15 protein-coding genes are annotated in these 16,587 nt (G+C 58.0%); 6 read left to right on the top strand and 9 right to left on the bottom strand.

What is annotated here, in order from left to right:
• Window positions 1–36 precede the first annotated feature (36 nt).
• Entirely contained in the window at window positions 37–249 is a 213-nt protein-coding gene (gene tusA / locus FPL19_RS13270) for a sulfurtransferase TusA (protein ID WP_150914227.1), read from the top strand.
• Here tusA and dsbD read toward each other — a convergent pair.
• Entirely contained in the window at window positions 230–2,128 is a 1,899-nt protein-coding gene (gene dsbD / locus FPL19_RS13275; protein WP_150913025.1) for a protein-disulfide reductase DsbD, read from the bottom strand. The two genes, tusA and dsbD, sit on opposite strands and share 20 nt — an antisense overlap.
• Before the next feature lie 95 nt (window positions 2,129–2,223).
• Here dsbD and FPL19_RS13280 point away from each other — a divergent pair, with 95 nt between their 5' ends.
• Genes FPL19_RS13280 through pdxB form a run of 3 tightly spaced genes read left to right on the top strand, consistent with a single transcriptional unit; the run spans window position 2,224 to window position 5,272 of the window.
• Window positions 2,224–2,802, top strand: a complete 579-nt coding sequence (locus FPL19_RS13280) for an elongation factor P hydroxylase (protein WP_150914229.1) — start codon at window positions 2,224–2,226, stop codon at window positions 2,800–2,802.
• A 6-nt stretch (window positions 2,803–2,808) separates the two neighbouring features.
• Entirely contained in the window at window positions 2,809–4,095 is a 1,287-nt protein-coding gene (locus FPL19_RS13285; RefSeq protein WP_150913026.1) for a DEAD/DEAH box helicase, read from the top strand.
• Between the two features lie 22 nt (window positions 4,096–4,117).
• Window positions 4,118–5,272, top strand: a complete 1,155-nt coding sequence (gene pdxB, locus FPL19_RS13290) for a 4-phosphoerythronate dehydrogenase PdxB (protein WP_150913027.1) — start codon at window positions 4,118–4,120, stop codon at window positions 5,270–5,272.
• 9 nt (window positions 5,273–5,281) lie between these two features.
• Here the strand turns inward: pdxB and htpX are convergent, their stop codons facing one another.
• The 3 genes from htpX to FPL19_RS13305 all read right to left on the bottom strand — a co-directional run bounded on the left by htpX (window position 5,282) and on the right by FPL19_RS13305 (window position 7,938).
• Window positions 5,282–6,163: a protease HtpX gene (gene htpX / locus FPL19_RS13295; protein WP_150913028.1), complete on the bottom strand. Its 882-nt coding sequence runs from the start codon at window positions 6,161–6,163 to the stop codon at window positions 5,282–5,284.
• Window positions 6,164–6,262: 99 nt separating this feature from the next.
• On the bottom strand, window positions 6,263–6,712 hold the full coding sequence (locus FPL19_RS13300; protein WP_150913029.1) for a hypothetical protein: 450 nt from the start codon (window positions 6,710–6,712) through the stop codon (window positions 6,263–6,265).
• A gap of 11 nt (window positions 6,713–6,723) precedes the next feature.
• Entirely contained in the window at window positions 6,724–7,938 is a 1,215-nt protein-coding gene (locus FPL19_RS13305) for a pyridoxal phosphate-dependent aminotransferase (RefSeq protein WP_150913030.1), read from the bottom strand.
• 161 nt (window positions 7,939–8,099) lie between these two features.
• Here FPL19_RS13305 and FPL19_RS13310 point away from each other — a divergent pair, with 161 nt between their 5' ends.
• Entirely contained in the window at window positions 8,100–8,588 is a 489-nt protein-coding gene (locus FPL19_RS13310) for a glutathione peroxidase (protein WP_150913031.1), read from the top strand.
• On the opposite strand, the gene FPL19_RS13315 is transcribed toward FPL19_RS13310, so the two are convergent.
• Together FPL19_RS13315 and FPL19_RS13320 are read right to left on the bottom strand one after the other, a co-directional pair.
• Window positions 8,585–10,909 (bottom strand): hybrid sensor histidine kinase/response regulator, encoded by a 2,325-nt coding sequence (locus FPL19_RS13315; RefSeq protein ID WP_150914231.1) that lies wholly within the window; start codon window positions 10,907–10,909, stop codon window positions 8,585–8,587. The two genes, FPL19_RS13310 and FPL19_RS13315, sit on opposite strands and share 4 nt — an antisense overlap.
• Before the next feature lie 138 nt (window positions 10,910–11,047).
• Window positions 11,048–11,821, bottom strand: coding sequence for a hypothetical protein (locus FPL19_RS13320; protein WP_150913032.1), 774 nt, complete (start codon window positions 11,819–11,821; stop codon window positions 11,048–11,050).
• A 211-nt stretch (window positions 11,822–12,032) separates the two neighbouring features.
• Here FPL19_RS13320 and FPL19_RS13325 point away from each other — a divergent pair, with 211 nt between their 5' ends.
• Window positions 12,033–13,043 (top strand): LysR family transcriptional regulator, encoded by a 1,011-nt coding sequence (locus FPL19_RS13325; protein WP_150913033.1) that lies wholly within the window; start codon window positions 12,033–12,035, stop codon window positions 13,041–13,043.
• On the opposite strand, the gene FPL19_RS13330 is transcribed toward FPL19_RS13325, so the two are convergent.
• Genes FPL19_RS13330 through purB form a run of 3 tightly spaced genes read right to left on the bottom strand, consistent with a single transcriptional unit; the run spans window position 13,032 to window position 16,525 of the window.
• Window positions 13,032–13,997: a GNAT family N-acetyltransferase gene (locus FPL19_RS13330; RefSeq protein ID WP_150913034.1), complete on the bottom strand. Its 966-nt coding sequence runs from the start codon at window positions 13,995–13,997 to the stop codon at window positions 13,032–13,034. The genes FPL19_RS13325 and FPL19_RS13330 overlap by 12 nt on opposite strands.
• Window positions 13,994–15,145: a cupin domain-containing protein gene (locus tag FPL19_RS13335; RefSeq protein WP_150913035.1), complete on the bottom strand. Its 1,152-nt coding sequence runs from the start codon at window positions 15,143–15,145 to the stop codon at window positions 13,994–13,996. The genes FPL19_RS13330 and FPL19_RS13335 overlap by 4 nt, the downstream gene beginning before the upstream one ends.
• 3 nt (window positions 15,146–15,148) lie before the next feature.
• Entirely contained in the window at window positions 15,149–16,525 is a 1,377-nt protein-coding gene (purB, locus tag FPL19_RS13340; RefSeq protein WP_150913036.1) for an adenylosuccinate lyase, read from the bottom strand.
• Window positions 16,526–16,587: the final 62 nt, after the last annotated feature.

Genomic DNA, 16,587 nt, shown 5'->3' on the forward strand with positions numbered 1-16,587 from the left:
GCAACGCGCAGCGGCGACCGGTCGTGGGATGAAGAAATGGATGCCCGGGGGCTATTCTGCCCGGAGCCGGTGATGCTACTGCACAACCGGATCGAGGAGGTCAGTGAAGGACAGATACTGAAGGTTGTTGCGACAGACCCCTCCACAACTCGTGATATTCCGCGCTTCTGTCAGTTTCTGAACCATGAGCTGCTGGAGAGCGTGGAGAAAGACGGGGAATTCCTCTTCTTCATACGCCGGGGCGGCTGAGTCGCCCAAGGTGGTCGAGGAACTGGTCCCGATCCATTTCCCCCAGCACCCGGGCATTTTCAAGCTCTTCGCCCCCCTCACTGTAGAACAGGATCGCTGGCGGGCCGAACAGCCCCAGTTCGTTCAGCATCGCCTGCTGTTCGGGTGTGTTCTCCGTCATGTCCAGCTGCAGCAGAGTGTAGGGTTCCATTGCCTCGGTGACCTGTGGATCACTGAATACGTTGCGCTCCATGACTTTGCAGGAGATACACCAGTCAGCATAGAAATCCAGGATGACCGGTGTGTTGTTCAGGCTGGCATTGCGGATGGCGTTGCGGATCGACGCTGGCGATTCTACCCTGAGGAACTCGGCGTGGCTGACTGTATTTGCCGGTTTTGCGCCGCCCGAAGGCTGGGCCGCCATTAGTGGGTCCAGCGGTCGCAATGGATCGTTGGCGCCGGTGACCGCTCCGGCCAGAAGTGCCAGACCATAGGCAAACATGATCAGGCCGAATCCCTTGTGGGTGCGCTCCCAACCGGCTCTGGCGGCATCAAAAGCGCCCAGCTGAACGCCGGTGATGGCAACCAGCAGTCCCCAGAGTGTCAGCGCCAGCCAGGCCGGCACCAGCCGTTCCACCAGCCAGATCGCGACGGCCAGCAGCATCACACCGTAGAATGCTTTGACCACATTCATCCAGGGACCGGTGGTCGGTAAAAGTTTCCGTCCACCAACCGCTACCAGAATCAGTGGAATGCCCATGCCAAGCCCCAGAGCGAACAAGGCGACGCCACCAATAACAGCATCCTGGGTGGTGCTGATGTAAAGCAGACTTCCTGCCAGGGGGGCGGATACACAGGGCGAGACAATCAGCGCGGACAGCGAACCAATGCCGAAAATACTGAACAGGCGAGTACCGGTCAGTTTCTGGCTGGCGTCGTTCAGCGGTTCGCGGATAAATCGTGGCAACTGGATTTCGTACAGGTTGAACATGGATAGGGCAAACACCACGAAAAGCCCTGCAAACACCCCGAGAACCCAGGGCGACTGAAGCTGCGCTTGAAGATTGAAGCTGGCTCCGAGCAACCCGGTAATGACCCCGGCGGCGGCGTAGGTCAGTGCCATGCCGAGGACGTAGCTGACCGACAGCAGCAGGGCGTGGCTCGTGGTGCGGGTATTACGCCCTGAAACCAGCGATGAAATGATCGGCACCATCGGCAGGACACAGGGTGTAAAGGTCAGGCCCAGGCCAAGAAGCAGGAACAGGCCGGCGATCACCAGTGTGGATTGTTCGGCAAGAAATCCGGCCAGGCCGGTGGCGGTGCTCGTGTCGCTTGCCGCCGCCGGCGTGCTTGTGTTGGTCGCCGGCACCGGCGGGTTGCCGCCAGCAGAGGCGGATTGCGTTGAACCCGCGTAATAAAGTACATCCCGGGTCTGTGGTGGATAGCAAAGGCCCGCCTTGGCGCAGCCCTGATAGGTCACTTCCAGCTGCGCCTCCCGGACCCCATCGGGAAGATTGACCGGCACCTTCGCCTGTACCGGGTCATAGAATACTGTCACCTTTCCAAAAAAGTCGTCTTCGGTATCCGTGCCCTGGTAGGAAAATTCCGGCTGGCCTAAAGTAACGCCTGGTGTCTGGCTGGTGACACTGACGCGGCCCTTATACAGGTAATGCTCGGGGGCGATATTCCAGTTGAGGAGGACACCATCGGGGCCATTTGAAAACGAAAACGGCAGGGCCTGGTCCACCGGCAGGAAATCGGTGCTTCCGCCGAACAATGAACCTGTTCCCTGGCCCAGAACGGGTGTGGACAGCCCCAGTAGCGTGAAGAAAAACACAAGGCAGCGCAGTGCAGCTTTTGTGGTCGTGCGGATCAGCGCCGGATGTTTGCGTTTCGTCATTAATAAGGTACCGTTCTGTGACGTTGATGGACACACACTGGCCGCTAAAGTTCCCTCTGGTATTGGCAGCCCGAAAGTCGCACAATGGCCTTCCCATGAAGCACGACCCGAATGATCTTATCATGCTGTTCAACGACCTGTTCCGGGGACCCTTCCGGACGGTTCTGGTCAGAGGCGGCGGCGAGCCAGAATATATACCAGCAGACGAAGCGAATGGCTTCGCCCAGATTATCTTCGCTCACGGGTATTATGCCAGTGCTCTGCACGAAATCAGTCATTGGTGTATCGCAGGTGTGGAGCGCCGCACACTCCATGACTATGGCTATTGGTATTGTCCCGACGGTCGAACCACCGAACAACAGCAGGCCTTCGAGGCGGTGGAAGTGAAACCGCAGGCTCTGGAGTGGCTGTTTTCGGCCGCGGCCGGATCGCGGTTTCATATCTCCGTGGATAATCTCTCGGGTGATGGCGCCGTTGATGAAGCGGCGTTTCGTCGGAATGTCCTCGGCCAGGCAGACCGCTACCTGACTCATGGCATGCCCGCGCGCGCCGGGACGTTTTTCCGCGCGCTCAGGACATTTTATGGAACATCCGACGATTTTCGGCGGGTCTGGCAGCAACAGACCGGGCGTCGGGAAATCAAGTGCTCCGAGACAGACACCGAGGTAAGTTAAGTTCCTATGACATCCGATACACCAGAATCCGGCAAGACGCTGTTCAAAGATCTGAATCTGGATCAGCGAGTACTTGATGCCATTACCGATATCGGTTTCCGGTATTGTACGCCCATTCAGGCAGAGACACTGCCTTTTACCCTGGCCTGTCAGGATCTGATTGGTCAGGCCCAGACCGGTACCGGCAAGACCGCGGCCTTCCTGATCACCGCCATCCAGAGCATGCTGGAAACACCGATTCCCGCCCAGGACCGTTTTGCTTCCGAGCCCCGAGTGCTTGCTCTGGCGCCGACCCGGGAACTGGCAATGCAGATTGCCAAGGATGCGGAAGAGCTGTGCGGATACACCGGCCATAACGTGGTGACCGTTGTTGGCGGCATGAACTACGACAAGCAGCGTGACCAGCTGCAGAACGAGATCGTGGATATTCTGGTAGCGACTCCGGGCCGGCTGATCGACTTCCTGGGCTCCCAGGATGTGTTCCTCGACCAGCTTGATATCCTGATTCTGGACGAAGCGGACCGCATGCTGGACATGGGCTTTATACCTGACGTGAAACGGATCATCCGCAAGTGCACGCCCAAGGAAGAGCGGCAGACCCTGCTGTTCAGCGCCACCTTTAACCAGGATGTGCTGAATCTGGCCTCCATGTGGACCAAAAACGCCGAATTTGTGGAGATCGAGCCGGAACAGAAAACGGCAGAGCGTGTGGAGCAAACGGTTTACCTGGTGGGCGAGGATGAAAAGCTGCCCGTGCTGGTGAACTATCTCAAGAAGCCGGAAGTGGAAAAGGCGCTGGTGTTTGCCAACCGCCGGGATCAGTGCCGGGACCTGGACGAGGATCTTCGCAATCAGGGCGTGAAAGTCGCGCTGATGTCCGGTGAAATTGCACAGAACAAACGCCTGAAAACCCTGGAACAGTTCAAGGAGGGCAGTATCCAGGTGCTGGTGGCAACGGACGTCGCCGGTCGTGGTATTCACGTTAACGGCGTCACCCATGTATTCAACTATAATTTGCCCGACAACGCCGAAGATTACGTGCATCGGATCGGTCGTACCGGCAGGGCTGGAAAAACCGGCGTTTCGGTAAGCTTCGCCAGCGAAGACGATGCCTTCTCGCTGCCGGCGATTGAATCCTATATCAGCCAGAAGCTGACAACGGCCGTACCGGAAGAAGCGTTGATGGCTGAAATGGAAAAACCGCCAATCACACGGAAACGGGGCGGACGCCGTCCGCCTCCGGGCAACCGTAGCTCGGGCGGCCGCTCTGGCGGTCAGCGACCACGCAGATAATGACTGGCCGGAAAACAGCATCATGATTATCGTAGCGGACGAAAATATTCCCTTACTCGAGTCGTTTTTCAGCGATATTGGCGACATTCGTCAGGTTCCCGGGCGCGCCATGTCCGCGGCCGAGGTGAAAGACGCGGATATCCTGCTGGTGCGCTCGGTTACGCGAGTGGATGAAGAGCTGCTTGCGGGAAGCCGGGTCCGTTTTGTCGGAACCTGCACCATTGGTACTGACCATATTGACCAGCAGTGGCTGGAATCCGCCGGTATTGCCTTCGCGGCGGCGCCGGGTTGTAACGCCAACAGCGTCGTTGAATATGTGCTGTCGCTCATCTCCCTGCGAGCTGAAAAGCTCTGTATCAACGACTGGACCGAACTTAGTGTCGGAATTGTTGGTGCGGGTAACGTGGGCGGTGGTTTGGCACACAAGCTCGAGCGTCTGGGCTTTGACGTGGTGGTTTGTGACCCGCCCAGGGCTGAAGTCGAGGAAGAGGACGAAGAAGCGTTCGCTGAGCTGGATGAGGCTCTGAAGTGCGATGTGGTGACGCTGCATACACCTTTAGTGCGCGATGGGGACCACCCCACCTATCATCTGCTTGATGCGCCGAGGCTGGCTGCGCTGAACGCCGACCAGTTACTGATCAATACCAGTCGCGGTGAAGTCATTGATACCGCCGCCCTGGTGCAGCGACTGGCTGAGGCCGACTCACCCTGCGTGGCACTGGATGTGTGGGAGAACGAGCCGAGAATCAACCCGGAACTGGCAGAACTTGCGTGGATTGCCACGCCCCATATCGCCGGGTACAGCCTTGAAGGAAAAGTGCAGGGCACCGAGATGATCTATCAGGCCCTGAGCCGTTTCATGGGCCTGCCGGTGAGGAAACAGTCGGGCCAGTTTCTGCCAGAGCCGGCGCTGAGCAAACTGTCGTTCACCAGCGCCGCCGATGAAATGGATGCCGCCAGCACTGCGATTCGTTGCTGTTTTGATCCCAGACGGGACGATGCCCGGTTCAGGCGCAGCCTGAGCCTTGCTGCAGACGAGCGCGGTCGGGAGTTTGACCGGCTTCGCCGCGAATACCCGGTCAGGCGGGAATTCTCCAGCCTCAAGATCCAGCTCAAGGGCACCAGCAAATCCGCCCAGGACACCTTCCGCGCCCTGGGCTTCAAGCTCAAACTCTGATCGCGGCCCTCAGAGCTGGGCGTTGGACAGCGCTTCGATTCTCTTGTCCAGAGGAGGGTGGGTCATGAACAGAGCACTGAGGCCACCCCTCGCGCCGCGATTAATGCCGAATGCCTGCAGAGTGTCCGGCATCTGATCCGGCACCTCACTTTCCCGCTTGAGGCGCTGCAGCGCGCTGATCATTGAACTACGGCCTGCCAGCTGGGCCCCGGCAATGTCGGCCCTGAATTCACGGCGTCGTGAGAACCAGAACACGATTGTACTGGCGAGGATGCCGAGCACGATTTCCGCCGCAATACTGACCGCGAAAAAGCCCAGGCCGTGACCGCTTTCATTGCGGAACACCACCCGGTCCACGACCGAGCCGATCACCCTCGAGGCAAAAATGACAAAGGTGTTCACCACGCCCTGAATCAGTGCCAGGGTTACCATGTCCCCATTGGCGACATGGCCGATTTCGTGGCCAAGTACTGCGCGGATCTCCTCTTTGCTGAAGCGGGACATAAGCCCCTCACTGACGGCAACCAGCGCCTGGTTCCGGTTCCAGCCCGTTGCAAAAGCATTTGACTGGCTGGCCGGAAAAATGGCGACTTCGGGCATACCGATGCCGGCGTTCTGGGCCAGTTGGGCCACTGTTTCCACCAGCCAACGTTCTGCAGGTGTCCTTGGAGTTTCAATGACCCGCGCTTTGGTACTCCATTTTGCCATGCGTTTGGAAATCAGCAGGGAAATGATGGAGCCTGCAAAGCCGAACACGGCCGCAAACGCCAGCAACGACCCATACTGGATACCGTTCTGGGCGAGATAGGAATCAACGCCAAGCAATCGGAGCGTGACACTTGCGATCAGAATCACCGCAAGGTTAGTGGCAAAAAACAGTAGAATTCTCATGGTCTGTCCTGATCCCCACGGCTCTGGGCGCCGTTGATGTCGTGCATTATGAGGCAGTTATAGGGACTGGGAACTCCGGATCAAGAGGTTTACGCCAATTTAATGATCCTGGAAGAAAATAGCCTGCATAACGCGGCTGATACGGGCAGAACTGCCGCTTTTGAGGGCATCGCGGATGGCGTGGATATTGGTGGAGAGGTCACTGCGGATGGCCGGTGGCAGGGCCGGGTCCGGTGCTGGCTGGCCGGGCTCGAGATCGGCACGGGCGGGCGCGCTCAGCTGGATAAAGGCCTGCTGGGTCAGTACTGCCTGGTCCAGCGCGTCCTGGCGGATGGTGTCCACATAGCGCAGCAGGTTTTCCTCGGCCAGCCACAGCAGGGTTCCGAAACAGGCCATATGACGTTTGCTGTGCAGGCCGAACTCATCCGGGCTGTCTGACCCCGCGATATCCTCGACAAACAGGTTCACCCTTCTGGGAAACGCGTTGTAGAGCTGCACCAGTGCAATGGCGCTGTCCTTGTAGAATTCCTCGATGTGAATATCTGCCACTGCAGCCTCCGTCAGACCCGGTACGACGCCAGAAAGTGTGCCAGACGTTTCATGGCGTCTTCCAGAGTGTCTTCCCTGGGCAGGAATACCACGCGCAGGTGCTGCTTGTCGTCGATATTGAATGCCGAGCCTTGAACCAGAAGGATCCGTTCCTGTATCAGCAGGTCCAGCACCAGCTTCTCATCGTTCTGGATCGGGAAACGCTTCGGGTCCAGGCGAGGGAACATGTAGAGCGCGCCTTTGGGTTTGACACAGCTGACGCCCGGTATGTCATTCAGCAGGTTGTAAGCGGTCTCACGCTGTTCATAAAGCCGTCCGCCCGGGGCCACCAGGTCATTGATGGACTGATAGCCGCCCAGCGCAGTCTGGATCGCCAGCTGTGCCGGCACGTTGGCGCACAGCCGCATATTGGACAGCATTTCGATGCCTTCGATCAGGTCCGGTGCCCGGTGCTTGGCGCCACTGATGATCATCCAGCCGGAACGATAGCCGGCCGCCCGATAGTTCTTTGACAGGCCGTTAAAGGTGAAGAACAGAACATCGTCGGCCAGCGAAGCCGTGGGGATATGCTTTGTTCCGTCGTAAAGAATCTTGTCGTAAATTTCGTCCGACAGAATAATCAGATTGTGCTGGCGAGCCAGTTCAACGACCTGCTCTAGCAGTTCCCGGGAATACACCGCGCCAGTAGGGTTGTTCGGATTGATCAGTACGATGGCCCGGGTGCGGCGGGTAATCTTTTTCTTGATGTCGTCGATGTCCGGAAACCATTCCTGCTGTTCATCGCACCGGTAGTGGACCGGCTTGCCGCTGGAGAGGGTCACTGCGGCGGTCCAGAGGGGATAATCCGGCGCCGGGATCAGGACTTCATCACCAGTGTTGAGCATTGCCTGCATGGACATCACGATCATTTCACTAACGCCATTGCCCAGGAAGATGTCGTCGATGTCGACCTTGTCGATACCAATCTGCTGGCAGTAGTGCATCACCGCCTTGCGCGCGGAGAACAGCCCCTTGGATTCCACATAGCCCTGGGCCAGCGGCATATTGTAGATCACGTCCTGCTGGATCTCTTCCGGGACGTCCAGCTCGAATGCTGCCGGATTGCCGATATTGAGCTTCAGAACCCGGTGGCCTTCTTCTTCGAGCCGGCGGGCTTCACGCAGAACCACGCCACGTATCTCGTAGCACACGTTATCCAGCTTGGCGGATTTCAGATAGTTCTGCATAAGCCCGGGTTGTCCTTAAAAACGGTGTAAGTCGTTGATCTCGCAATTTCTCATCAAGCCTGTATTCTAGCGGAGCAAGGGCGCTGCACAACAGGGCAATTGTGATGAATTGTGGCATAGATGCCTGGATTCGATGGTTTTAACGGATAGAGGGAAGGAAGATGGCTGAGCAGACGGTGTATGACTTTACCGCAACCAGTATTCAAGGCGAGGAGCAGTCCCTGGACAGATTCCGGGGAAAGGTTCTGTTGATCGTCAATACGGCGAGCAAGTGTGGCTTCACACCCCAGTTTGAAGGGCTGCAGTCGCTTTATAATGATTTGAAAGGCAAGGGGCTGGAGGTGCTGGGCTTTCCCTGCAACCAGTTCAGAAATCAGGACCCGGCCGACGATCAGGCCATCAGTGAGTTTTGCAGCCTGAACTACGGTGTGGATTTCCCCATGTTTTCGAAAATCGATGTAAACGGTCCGGGTGCCCACCCTCTGTTCCAGCACCTCAAGCGTGAGGCCAAGGGTCTGCTGGGCTCTGAAGGCGTGAAATGGAACTTCACCAAGTTTTTGGTGGACCAGCAGGGCCGGGTTGTGGGCCGGTATCCGCCCACCACAAAACCTGAAGCCATTCGTGCGGACATAGAAAAACTTCTGGGTTAGCCCGGCGGTGTATCATCCGTCGGGGGCGGCGCCCAGCGTTCGATAATGGCCTTCAGGTCAGCGCGGTTATAGGGTTTGGTGATGTAATCGTTCATGCCCGATCCCAGGCAGTCGTCCCGGTCTCCCTGCATGACGTTGGCGGTGATGGCGATGATGGGGAGCCTGTTCCAGTCAGGGTTCTGACGGATAATCTGGCTGGTCTCATAGCCATCGAGCACGGGCATCTGGCAGTCCATCAGAATCATGTCAAAGGCGTCGTCCGACGCAAGAATGTCCAGCGCCTGCTGGCCCTGGTCGGCGACCACCACCTCATGACCGAGCTTCTTCAGCATGCTGCTGGCGACCAGCTGGTTGACATGGTTGTCTTCCACAAGAAGAAACCGCATTGGCCGGTCGGCGCCCGCAGCTTCGGTCTGGCTGTCGGTGCCGTAAACCCCCGGCGGTTCCCCGATCCGGCCCCGGATGTCTTCGTCCGTCCCGGTTGCCAGCCCCATGGTATTACGTAGCGCAAAGAGGAACGGGCCGCGGCGTAGAGGCATGGCCAGATGCGGCTGACCGTTCTTTCTTCGGCTTTGCCCAAAACGGTCAATCAGCAGAACGCCGGCCCCGGTCCAGGTATCGGGGTTAATGTCGATGGCATCGTCATTGCCTCCGACAGAGGCAATCAGAATGCCGCCTCCGCCCGTGGACGCCTGTCTGACCGGTATACCCCAGGCTTCAAGCTGGGATCGGATGGGACGAAGGTGAGGGTGATGGTCTGACAGGGCAAGGTCCACACCTGCCCGCCTGAGTTCATCCGGAACCGGCGACCCCGGCAGGTCAACGCCTGTGCCCGGTTCTTCCACGGGCAGGGGCAAGCTGACAGTAAAGTGGGTGCCCTGATTCGGCTCCGATTCCACCAGTATCTGGCCATGCATGCGTTCGACCAGCTGCCGACAGAGCGTCAGGCCGAGGCCGGTGCCGCCGTAGAGCCGGGTGGTGTCGGCATCCGCCTGGGAGAAGGGCGAGAAGATGCGATGCAGGCCCTCTTTGGACATGCCGATGCCTGTGTCCACTATATCGAAGCGAACATTGCCGTTATTCCGGGTTACAGAGAGCCTCACGCTGCCGCTTTCAGTGAACTTGATGGCATTGCTCAGCAGGTTATTCAGGACCTGGCGGGTCCGTGTGGGGTCGCCGATAAACGTTTCCGGCAGCTGACCGTCTATGTCTGCAACCACGTCGATATTCTTGCGACGTGCTTGCTGGGCGTGGAGTGTGGCGCATTCCTCGACCAGATTGCGGACACTGAAGGGAATGGTTTCCAGGCTGAGCTTGCCGGCTTCCACCTTGGAGATATCAAGAATGTCATTAAGCAGCCCCAACAGGCTCTGGCCCGCATTCAGGGCAATTTCCAGCCGGTTTCGCTGTTCCGGCTCGACCTCGTTCTCGAGGGACAGGCTCAGCATTCCCAGCACGCCGTTTAGCGGCGTGCGTATTTCATGGCTCATGCTGGCCAGGAAGTTGGCTCGTGCCCTGGCCCGTCTGACCGCGTCCTCTTTGGCTCTCACCAGTGCCTTGTTGCCGCGCTGGAGCGCCTCGTTCTTCTCGGAAATCTCCCGGGTCCGGTCCTCAACCTCATGCTCGAGCTTGCCCGAATAGTTTTTGATGGCCGCTTCTGCATCGCGCAGTTGCGCCAGGCTCTGATCGATGGTTTCCAGGTGCCGGTTGATGATGCCCACCATCTGCCCGATTTCGTCGTCCCGGTGATTGGGCGGTACCGGCAATCTGGCTTTTTCCGGGCTTTCCGCTTTTACCCGGCCCAGGGCATTAATCACGTTGAGCATCGGCCGGGTAAGGGTGAAATAGAAAATGGTCAGCAGGGCGATGGTCAGAACCAGGCTCTTCAGCAGTCCGCTGAGCAATGTGTAGCCGGCCCGTTGCAGGAACAGCAGGCCGTAGTGATAGGTATCAATGGTGATGGTCAGGTAACCGAGGGAAAGGTCGCTCAGTTGGGGTACCTTGAGTTCTTCCTGAAAGCTGCGGCTGGCGCCGAACAGCATATCGCTGATCCATCGGTAACTGGATTCGGGGCTGCTCTGGCTGGCCGCCGCCATGGTCTGGCCGTTGCTGTCGATGATGCGCGCGTCGATGGTGGCCGGGTGTCGCAGCAAGCCATCCAGCAATTCTTCAGCAAGTCGGATATCGATATTGTAGGCAATCTGGGACGCAGGGCTGAGGCTGATATCAATCAGCGCAGTGATTTCCTGTTCCATGGAGTCACGGGCATTGAAGTAGTCCAGTGTCACCTGAACCACATTCAGAATCAGTCCCAGAAGCATGGCAATTAAAACGGTGTCTCGGGTCAGTCTGAAGGACAGCCGTTTTTTGAATGGAGTTGTCACAGCGCTTTAGGTTTCCTGCCCGGCAGAGTGTGTTAGCGGTATATACGTTGTGTCTGAGCTTTCCGGGTTGTTGTATCAGTTATCGTAATCCGCTTTTTTGCGCCATTCGTCATCGTGCAGAAAGGTGTCCCACTCGCGGTCGAGTTTTGACTGACCCTCTTCCTGATGACTCTGCTTGCCGTCTTTCTCCATGGCTTCCAGTTCCTTGATGCGGGTACGGAAGCTCTTGACGGCTTTGAGCGCCAGCGGGTTGTCCCTGGACTTGCCCATCTCGGTGCTGGCCAGATGGTAGGAGTGGATGGCCTTGCGAATCTGGTTCTGCCGGACATGGTCCCGGGCCTGGAATACGTGCAGGTCGGCATGGGTTTTATGAACCAGAAAAAGTACAAATTTCAGATTTTTCTTGGCAGTAGGGCCGTCTATCTGACCCGCCTTGTGCATGCCCTCTATCATCCGGAAGAGGTTCTGCAGCAGTTCCTGCACGTAATTGGATTTATCGGGCGAATCTATTTTTACCGGCGTCCGCTGGTCATCGTTGTTCTCTACTTTCTGGCGAAGTTCGGCGGTAGACGCCTGCCAGGCGGCGACATCGGATCGGGCTTTCAGAGCCGCGAGCGATCGGCAGGAATCTTCCATACTCCGTATCAGTAAAAGCTTCAGGTCGTTGGTCAGGTATTGCCCGGGCAGCTCCGACAACAGACGGCTGGCGCGTTTGTAGGCATCTTCGAGAGCAGTGATTTTGCGTGCCCGCTCTATCCGGGCCCGTTCACGCATCTGGCTGCCTACGATAATGACGATTGATACGGTCACGATCGCGGCCAGCAGCAGCACAATCATTGTGGTATCCATGACAGTTCAGATACTCCGAGTGGTGGACAAGCGGCCGGACGAATCAGACAAAAAACCCGAAAATCCAGCGAGTAACAAAAGATTAGCAGAAAACACCCAAAGATACCGGTAACCAAAGGTAAACATTTCCGCTTCATATCAATGGCGTGAATTGTTAACCTCGTGGCAATAGATCTGATGAATAAAAGCACGTTTCGGACGGTGACTGAGCATGGACATTTCCCGCGTAGACCTCAACCTGCTGGTGTATCTTGATGTTCTCCTGCGGGAGCGCAATGTCACCAAAGCTGCCAACCATCTGGGTATTACCCAACCGGCCATGAGTAACGGTCTGCGACGGCTAAGAGACCTTTTCGGTGACCCGTTGCTGGTCAGAACCAGCGAGGGTATGACGGCAACCGAGCGTGCGACCGAGTTGCAGCCTCTGGTGCGGGGCATACTGTCTGATATCGAGCAGGCCGTTCATGAGAAAAGCGCTTTCGCGGCCATGGAAAGCCAGCGGGTTTTTCGCATCATGGCCAGTGATTACGCTGAATCCTGCCTGATGCCCAGGGTTCTGCGGCGGATTCGCCAGGAAGCGCCCCATGTCACGCTGGATGTGCTTACCCCAAGCGATGTGAGCTTTCTGGATGTGGAGCAGGGCCGGCTGGACATGGCCATTAACCGGTTCGACAAGATTCCGCAGTCCTTCCACCAGAAAACGCTCTGGACCGAATATTTTGCCTGTCTGATGAATGCCCGCAATCCGATACTTCGGGAGCCCTTTACTCTCGATACCTATCTGGATGCCAGCCATATCTGGGTCAGCAAAACCGGCTTTGGCGTGGGCGTAGGGGTAAATCCCAAAGACGTACAGCGGCTCGGCTGGGTCGACGAGGCTCTTTCCAGAATGGGGCGTAAGCGCCAGATCTCGGTGTTCACCCGCCATTACCAGGTGGCCATGCTGCTGGCAGAACAGCACGACCTGATCGCGACCCTGCCGTCCCGGGCGGCCTGGCTGCAGAAGGACAACCCGAATCTTGTGGTTAAGGTGCCGCCATTCGAGATTCCGCCGTTTGAACTGAAAATGGCGTGGAGCCCGTTACTGCAGCACAACACGGACCATCAGTGGCTGCGCCGATTGATTACCGAAGTCGCTGAGGAGGTGGACGCCGAGTTTGTGCCTTTCGGAGCCCAGTTCGAGTCCGCCGAGACCGCCCGGATGCTGCACTCAGAGCGGTAGCTGTCTCAATTCGATGGAGCTGCGTCCGCCGTCCCACATGCGCTGGAAGGCATCCTCCAGCAGCTTTACGCGCCCGCCATCAGCGAACTTGGCAAAGCCTTCCGGGTTCTCGAAATCGTGTCGGTAAATGACGCCTTCCCGGTCAGCCAGCAGGAATGGCTGGTCTTCAAAGGGCAGTTCGTGATTGATCAGGCGGATGAAGATATGGCTGGGAAGGCGCCGCATCAGTTCCACCAGGCGATGGCGCCGCTTTACCAGGGGTTTTTCATCGTGAATCAGTATCCGGACTTCGCTTTGCCGATGACGACGGGCCAGGGCGGACAGCAGCTCTCGAAAGCGGGCGCGGTCGTACAAATCATGGTCCAGAAAGCGGTCATACAGCCAGACCCGCTGGCGGGCCTGGCCTACCACCGAATCCATCAGTTTCAATTGGGTGTCTTCCCTGTCAAATAGCCAGGCGTTGCTGTCCGCACCCGCGATCATCGGCCTGGGGTGGTCCCCGAGGTTGTCGAGTATCAGGCCGGGCGCGTAGCAGCGCATATCGAAGTGCGGGATACCGGCATCGTCGTAGACGTCAGAGCAGACGTGAAAGCCGGACTGCTCATAGAAGGGGATCGCATGTTCCTGGGCGGACAGCTGCAACTGGCCAAACTCCGCACCGGCTTCCCCCATCAGATGTCGCAACAGATGCTGGCCGTGGCCCTGGCCACGGAATGCCGGCAGAATGGCCATCCGGCCGATATGAGCGACTTCCCCCAGGGTTGAGAACACCCGGGCAACGCCGATAGGCGTATTGTCAGGCAAAACCATGAGGTAGTGATCGGCAATCTCGTCCGTGCTGTCCCACTCGAGCTCTGGTGGTACCTGTTGTTCGTCGATAAATACCCGCTGGCGAATCTCCCGCACCGTGCCCGGCGCCAGTTGCCAGCTGTACTTGCGTATCCGTGCCGTCATTCGAAGTAGAGTGAGCCCTGGTTAACCAGTGTACAAAGCAGTCCGCAGATGGCGTCGTCCCCGGCAAAACCGGCCAGCCTGTTCATGTCAGGCCTGGCGCCGGCGCAAAGCAGCCCGGCGATAGGTGTGGCGTCGCCGCGAAGCAGATATTGCTCGCCATCCACGAACAGCGCCGTTTCATCTTCAAATTCATAATAGGCGAAGCGGGAGCCTTCGTTCCAGCGTATCTGGTTGTCAGCGGAAATGAGCTGGCTCAGAAATTCCGGTGTCAGGGTCTCGTCCGGCGGCACCACAATGTCGAGGCTCTTGGGTGCCGTTGAGAACTGCCCGAACCAGAGCGCGAGTTGGCGGCGGTCCTGGAGTTTTTCACGCATGATGCGGTCCAGCCGGCCGATCACATCGGGACTAATGGCGCCGGGGTTGTCCTGTACGTCAAGGTCGGGATCTGACAGGTGCTCGCTGGTGTCCGAGCGGCTGCAGAGGAAGTCGGTAAACCCGGTCAGCAGGTCGTCGACGGTTGGCGCCCTGAAACCGATGGAAAGGGTGATGCAGTCGTTATCGGCGATACCGTGATGGCCGATGCCCGGCGGTAAATAGAGCATGTCACCAGGGTTGAGAGTGACTGTTTCCTCTGGCGCCCAGTCCTTCAGTATCCGCAGGGGTGTGCCATCGACTCTGGGGGAGTTTTCGTCGCAGTGGCCGCCAAACTGCCAGGTGCGTTGGCCTTCGGCCTGAAGCAGGAAGACGTCGTACTGGTCAAAATGCGGGCCGACGCTGCCACCTTGTGGCGCGTAGCTGGCCATGATGTCGTCCAGGCGCCAGTTGGGAACAAAACGGAACTCATCCAACAGATCGGCGATCTCGGGCACCCAATGGTCCAGCCCTTGCACCAGCAAAGTCCAGTGGGTTTGCGGGAGTTCACTGAAGCGTTCGGGCGCGAACGGCCCGTTGTGCAGCTGCCAGGGTTTGCCGTTGTCGTTCTCGATGACAATCCGTGACTCCACGGCTTCCTCGCAGGCCAGCCCCGCCAGTTCATCGGCGGACACCGGGCACTGGAAGTCGGGAAAGGCCTGCCGTAGGACTCTGGGTTTTTTCTGCCAGTTTTCCCGCAGGAACTGCTCTGCTGGTAGGCCGCCCGGAAGTTTCATGGTTCAGATATCCCGGGCCTGGTCTGCGGCGTTGCCGACATAGGTGCCCGGCGTCAGTTCCATCAGCTCGTTTTTGGCCGAGTCGGGAATATCCAGCGACTGCACAAACGACTTGATCAGTTCCGGCGTCATGGCTTTTCCGCGGGTCAGATCCTTCAGTTTTTCGTAGGGCTTTTCGATGTTGTAGCGGCGCATAACCGTCTGAATGGGCTCCGCCAGAACTTCCCAGGCATGGTTCAGATCGTCGTCCAGTCTCGCGGCGTTAAGCTCGAGCTTGCCCAGGCCTTTCAGGGTAGCTTCGTAGGCAATCAGGCTGTGGGCGAAGCCAACGCCGAGATTGCGCAGCACGGTGGAGTCCGTCAGATCCCGCTGCCAGCGGGAGATAGGCAGTTTGGCTGACAGATGGCTGAACAGGGCATTGGCAATGCCCAGGTTGCCCTCGGAGTTCTCGAAATCGATCGGGTTCACCTTGTGAGGCATGGTGGATGAGCCCACTTCGCCCGCCACGGTTTTCTGTTTGAAATAGCCCAGGGAAATATAGCCCCAGATGTCCCGGTCCAGGTCGATCAGGATGGTGTTGAAGCGGGCAATGGCATCGTAGAGCTCGGCAATATAGTCGTGGGGCTCGATCTGGGTGGTGTAGGGATTCCAGTCCAGACCCAGGCTCTCGATGAATTCCCGGGCATTGGCGGCCCAATCAATAGACGGATAGGCGGAAAGATGGGCGTTGTAGTTGCCCACCGCGCCGTTGATCTTGCCCATCAGCTCAACCGCCCCGATCTGTTTGATCTGGCGACGCAGCCGGTGAACCACGTTGGCGAACTCCTTGCCCACGGTTGACGGTGACGCGGTCTGACCGTGGGTGCGGGACAGCATGGGCTGCGTCGCGTGTTCGTGGGACAGTTCTGCCAGGCGATCCACCACACGGTTCATGGCGGGCAGCAGGCCGTGGTCCAGGCCTTCTCGCAGCATCAGAGCATGGGACAGGTTATTGATGTCCTCGGAGGTGCAAGCGAAGTGAACGAATTCGGTGACGGCATGAAGTTCCGGGACCGGTTCGATCTTTTCCTTGATGAAGTACTCGACCGCTTTGACGTCGTGGTTGGTCGTGCTTTCGATGGCCTTGATGCGCTCGGCGTCTGCCAGGCTGAACTCTGAAACCATGCGATCCAGAAAGGCGTTGGCCTCGTCGGAGAAGGCGGGAACCTCGGTCACCTGCGGATGCGCCGCCAGCTTCTGCAGCCAGCGGATTTCCACCGTTACGCGGTTTCGTATCAGGCCATATTCGCTGAAAATCTCGCGAAAAACGCTGACCTTGCTGCCGTAGCGGCCATCAACCGGAGAAATGGCGGTGAGGGTGGAAAGCGGTGTGGGTTCCATCAAAAACCTCTTAATCATCAAGAATCGGAAACGTGTCAGAAAACAGGGGCGCTAATGATACA

Source organism: Marinobacter halotolerans, assembly GCF_008795985.1.
In the GTDB taxonomy this organism is placed as follows: domain Bacteria; phylum Pseudomonadota; class Gammaproteobacteria; order Pseudomonadales; family Oleiphilaceae; genus Marinobacter; species Marinobacter halotolerans.

Bases quoted from the DNA above. Each gene is read 5' to 3' on its own strand.
- purB (WP_150913036.1), bottom strand. From the start codon at position 16,525: ATGGAACCCACACCGCTTTCCACCCTCACCGCCATTTCTCCGGTTGAT.
- FPL19_RS13320 (WP_150913032.1), bottom strand. From the start codon at position 11,821: ATGGATACCACAATGATTGTGCTGCTGCTGGCCGCGATCGTGACCGTA.
- FPL19_RS13335 (WP_150913035.1), bottom strand. From the start codon at position 15,145: ATGAAACTTCCGGGCGGCCTACCAGCAGAGCAGTTCCTGCGGGAAAAC.
- FPL19_RS13285 (WP_150913026.1), top strand. From the start codon at position 2,809: ATGACATCCGATACACCAGAATCCGGCAAGACGCTGTTCAAAGATCTG.
- pdxB (WP_150913027.1), top strand. From the start codon at position 4,118: ATGATTATCGTAGCGGACGAAAATATTCCCTTACTCGAGTCGTTTTTC.
- FPL19_RS13310 (WP_150913031.1), top strand. From the start codon at position 8,100: ATGGCTGAGCAGACGGTGTATGACTTTACCGCAACCAGTATTCAAGGC.
- FPL19_RS13315 (WP_150914231.1), bottom strand. From the start codon at position 10,909: ATGCTTCTGGGACTGATTCTGAATGTGGTTCAGGTGACACTGGACTAC.
- htpX (WP_150913028.1), bottom strand. From the start codon at position 6,163: ATGAGAATTCTACTGTTTTTTGCCACTAACCTTGCGGTGATTCTGATC.
- FPL19_RS13305 (WP_150913030.1), bottom strand. From the start codon at position 7,938: ATGCAGAACTATCTGAAATCCGCCAAGCTGGATAACGTGTGCTACGAG.
- FPL19_RS13325 (WP_150913033.1), top strand. From the start codon at position 12,033: ATGGACATTTCCCGCGTAGACCTCAACCTGCTGGTGTATCTTGATGTT.
- FPL19_RS13280 (WP_150914229.1), top strand. From the start codon at position 2,224: ATGAAGCACGACCCGAATGATCTTATCATGCTGTTCAACGACCTGTTC.
- dsbD (WP_150913025.1), bottom strand. From the start codon at position 2,128: ATGACGAAACGCAAACATCCGGCGCTGATCCGCACGACCACAAAAGCT.
- FPL19_RS13330 (WP_150913034.1), bottom strand. From the start codon at position 13,997: ATGACGGCACGGATACGCAAGTACAGCTGGCAACTGGCGCCGGGCACG.
- tusA (WP_150914227.1), top strand. From the start codon at position 37: ATGGATGCCCGGGGGCTATTCTGCCCGGAGCCGGTGATGCTACTGCAC.